Below are 3,110 nucleotides of genomic sequence, written 5' to 3'. Positions count from 1 at the left end.
CGGTCGCCGGCGCGCAGCCCGGCGCGCCCGGCCGGGCCGTCCGCGCGCACCCGGGCCACCTCGACCCGTCCGTCGGCGGTGCGGCGGGCGGAGAGCCCGACGCCGGTGTACGCGCCGTCGAGGGCCTGCTCGAACTCCTCGTACTCCCGCGGGTCGTACACCGCGCCCCAGCGGTCGCCGCTGCGGCTGACGAACTCCTCGGCCGCCTGCGTGCCCGACTTCCCGTCGGCGATCGCCTGGGCGGCGGCCTCGGACAGGGCCTGGCGGTCGACGGTGGCCGCGGCCGGGCGGGCGGCCTTGCTCAGGACGCGCGGCTCGTCGGGCTTCTCGCGCGGCAGGGAGTCGGTGACCACGGCGGCGGCGAGCACCCCGGCGAAGACCAACGTCAGGGCGGCCCCGGCGCCGTGGCGACGGGGCCTGCGACAGAAGCCGGGGCCCAACATGCCGCCCACTCTAGGACAAGCGCCGAGCGCCGTACGGCGGTTGGCCGTACGGCGCTCGGGATGTCAGGGCGGCGCTCGTCACACCTTTGGGTGGGTCTTGAGGTACATCACACCTTGAGGTACTTGCGCAGCGCGACGAACGCGGCCATGGCAGGCATCAGCAGGCCGATGGCGATGACCAGCGGCAGCTTCGCGAGGACGGCGTCCCAGCCGATGAAGTTGACCAGCTGCATCTTGTCGGCGAGCGCGAGTCCGTGGTCGATCAGGAAGTACCGGCCGACCAGCAGCATCACGCAGGCCACCGCGCCGCCGAGGAGTCCGGCGAACGCGGCCTCCATGATGAACGGCATCTGGATGTAGAAGCTGGACGCGCCGACCAGCCGCATGATGCCGGTCTCCCGGCGACGGCTGAAGGCGGAGACGCGCACCGTGTTGACGATCAGCATCAACGCGATGATCAGCATCAGGCCCATGACGCCGAGCGCGGCGACGTTCATGCCGTTCATCAGGTCGAACAGGTTCTGCAGGATGTTCCGCTGGTCCTGGACGGACTGCACGCCGTCGCGGCCGGCGAAGGCCGTCGCGACGACCTTGTACTTCTCCGGGTCCTTGAGCTTGACCCGGTACGACTCCTGCATCTGGTCCGGCGTGATGGTGGCGGCGATCGGCGTGTCGCCGTACTGCTCCTTGTAGTGCTTGTAGGCCTGGTCGGCGGACTCGTAGTGGACCTGCTCCACGAGGCTGTCCATCTTGTCCAGATCGGCCTTGATCTGCTCCTTCTGCTGCCCGGTGACCGCGCCCTTGGCGCACTTGGGCGTGGTGGCCGCGTCGGACTTGTTGCAGAGGAAGATGGAGACGTTGACCTTGTCGTACCAGTAGTCCTTCATCGTGCTGACCTGCTCGCGCATGAGCAGCGCACCGCCGAAGAGGGCGAGCGAGAGGGCTACGGAGACGATGACGGCGAAGGTCATCGTCAGGTTGCGCCGGAGGCCGACGCCGATCTCGGACAGCACGAACTGAGCGCGCATGGTGTGTTTCTCCCCTACCCGCTTTAGTGCTGGTATCCGTAGACGCCGCGCGCCTGGTCGCGGACGAGGCGCCCCTTCTCGAGCTCGATGACGCGCTTGCGCATCTGGTCGACGATGTTCTGGTCGTGGGTCGCCATGACGACGGTGGTCCCTGTCCTGTTGATGCGGTCGAGCAGCTTCATGATGCCGACGGAGGTCTGCGGGTCCAGGTTGCCGGTCGGCTCGTCCGCGATCAGCAGCATCGGCCGGTTGACGAACGCCCGGGCGATGGCGACGCGTTGCTGCTCACCGCCGGAGAGCTCGCCGGGCATCCGGTCCTCCTTGCCGCCGAGGCCGACGAGGTCGAGGACCTGGGGCACGGCCTTGCGGATCTCGCCGCGCGGCTTGCCGATGACCTCCTGGGCGAAGGCGACGTTCTCGGCGACGGTCTTGTTGGGCAGCAGCCGGAAGTCCTGGAACACGGTGCCGAGCTGGCGCCGCATATGCGGGACCTTCCAGTTGGAGAGCCGGGCCAGATCCTTGCCGAGGACATGCACCTGACCGTGGCTGGCGCGCTCCTCGCGCAGCAGCAGCCGCAGGAAGGTCGACTTTCCGGAGCCGGAGGAACCGACCAGGAAGACGAACTCCCCCTTCTCGATCTCCAGGGAGACATCCCGGAGCGCGGGGCGATTCTGCTTCGGATAGGACTTGGAGACGTTGTCGAATCGGATCACGGGTGCACCACGTCGGCCGGGAGTATAGGTGTGGTGGACACTACGCGACCGGGGACATCCCGCGCAGTCGCCGTCCACGCTTGAGTGATTTATCCTCTATGCCCTTCCGGGCGGAACGGGCGGAATCCGACGGGGCGCGCCGAATCCCGCGAGAGCTGGCACAGTGGAGGGGAACGGTTGCGTTTCCCGGAGCGTTGTGCGGAGAGAACGCGGAGCGCGGGAGGAGGAGTGCGCATGACCTATGACCGGCTGGTGTGCGCCAACTGCGCGGCGCCCGTCGCGGAGGGCCGATGCCCCGTCTGCCGTGCGAATCGGGAGCGGATGCAGCAGGAGGGCCCGCTGGGCGGCCTGACGCCGGCGATGCTGCTGGCGCTGGTGATCGCACTGGTGGCGGCGGTGGCCCTGATCACGGCACTGCAGACCGCGTAGGCACAGAGCACGCACGAGGGCCGGGCGACTGGAAGGAACAGCCGCCCGGCCCTCTACGTGCGTTTTGCTACGTGCTCACTGCTTAGGCAGCAGCGCCACGGCCGCCGGAGACCAGACGCGGCAGCATACGGAAGCCGATGCCACCGGCGATCATGGTCGCCGCGCCGATGAGCAGGAACGTGGTCTCGGCGGCGCCGGTCTCAGCCAGCTCCTCCTTGGCCTTGCCCTGCTCGACGGGCTGCGAGCCGGCGTTGTTGGTACCCGGGTTGTTGTCGACGCACTCGGCGCCGTCCAGGTCCACGGTGCAGGTCCCGGTGCCACCGTCGTTACCGCCGGTGGTGCCGCCCGTGGTCGGGTCGGTCGGGTCGGGCTTCGTGGGGTCCGGCTTGGTCGGGTCCGGGTTCGTCGGGTCCGGCGTCGTCGGGTCCGGGTTGGTCGGGTCCGGCGTCGTCGGGTCCGGGTTGGTCGGGTCCGGCGTCGTCGGGTCCGGCGTCGTC

Annotated in this window: 3 protein-coding genes and 2 pseudogenes; 1 reads left to right on the top strand and 4 read right to left on the bottom strand. The window is 69.2% G+C overall.

What is annotated here, in order from left to right:
- From VIU94_RS41945 to ftsE, 3 genes and pseudogenes are all read right to left on the bottom strand, one after another.
- A pseudogene (locus tag VIU94_RS41945) lies at positions 1-443 on the bottom strand (S41 family peptidase); the annotation flags it as partial.
- Between the two features lie 107 nt (positions 444-550).
- Positions 551-1,471, bottom strand: coding sequence for a permease-like cell division protein FtsX (gene ftsX / locus VIU94_RS41940; protein ID WP_331920480.1), 921 nt, complete (start codon positions 1,469-1,471; stop codon positions 551-553).
- 23 nt (positions 1,472-1,494) lie between these two features.
- A complete protein-coding gene (gene ftsE, locus VIU94_RS41935) occupies positions 1,495-2,184 on the bottom strand; it encodes a cell division ATP-binding protein FtsE (protein WP_015033931.1) in 690 nt (229 codons plus the stop codon).
- Between the two features lie 234 nt (positions 2,185-2,418).
- On the opposite strand from ftsE, the gene VIU94_RS41930 reads away from it, so the two are divergent.
- Positions 2,419-2,613, top strand: coding sequence for a hypothetical protein (locus VIU94_RS41930; protein ID WP_318106532.1), 195 nt, complete (start codon positions 2,419-2,421; stop codon positions 2,611-2,613).
- An 82-nt stretch (positions 2,614-2,695) separates the two neighbouring features.
- Here VIU94_RS41930 and VIU94_RS41925 read toward each other — a convergent pair.
- Positions 2,696-3,110: pseudogene (locus VIU94_RS41925) on the bottom strand (LPXTG cell wall anchor domain-containing protein); the annotation flags it as partial.

This window comes from Streptomyces sp., assembly GCF_036566765.1.
Classification (GTDB): domain Bacteria; phylum Actinomycetota; class Actinomycetes; order Streptomycetales; family Streptomycetaceae; genus Streptomyces.
The sequence above is the reverse complement of the archived record's forward strand: the minus strand, read 5'-3'. Positions and strand labels throughout refer to the sequence as shown.

Coding starts and splice junctions, on each gene's coding strand:
- ftsX (WP_331920480.1), bottom strand. CDS start 1,471: ATGCGCGCTCAGTTCGTGCTGTCCGAGATCGGCGTCGGCCTCCGGCGC.
- VIU94_RS41930 (WP_318106532.1), top strand. CDS start 2,419: ATGACCTATGACCGGCTGGTGTGCGCCAACTGCGCGGCGCCCGTCGCG.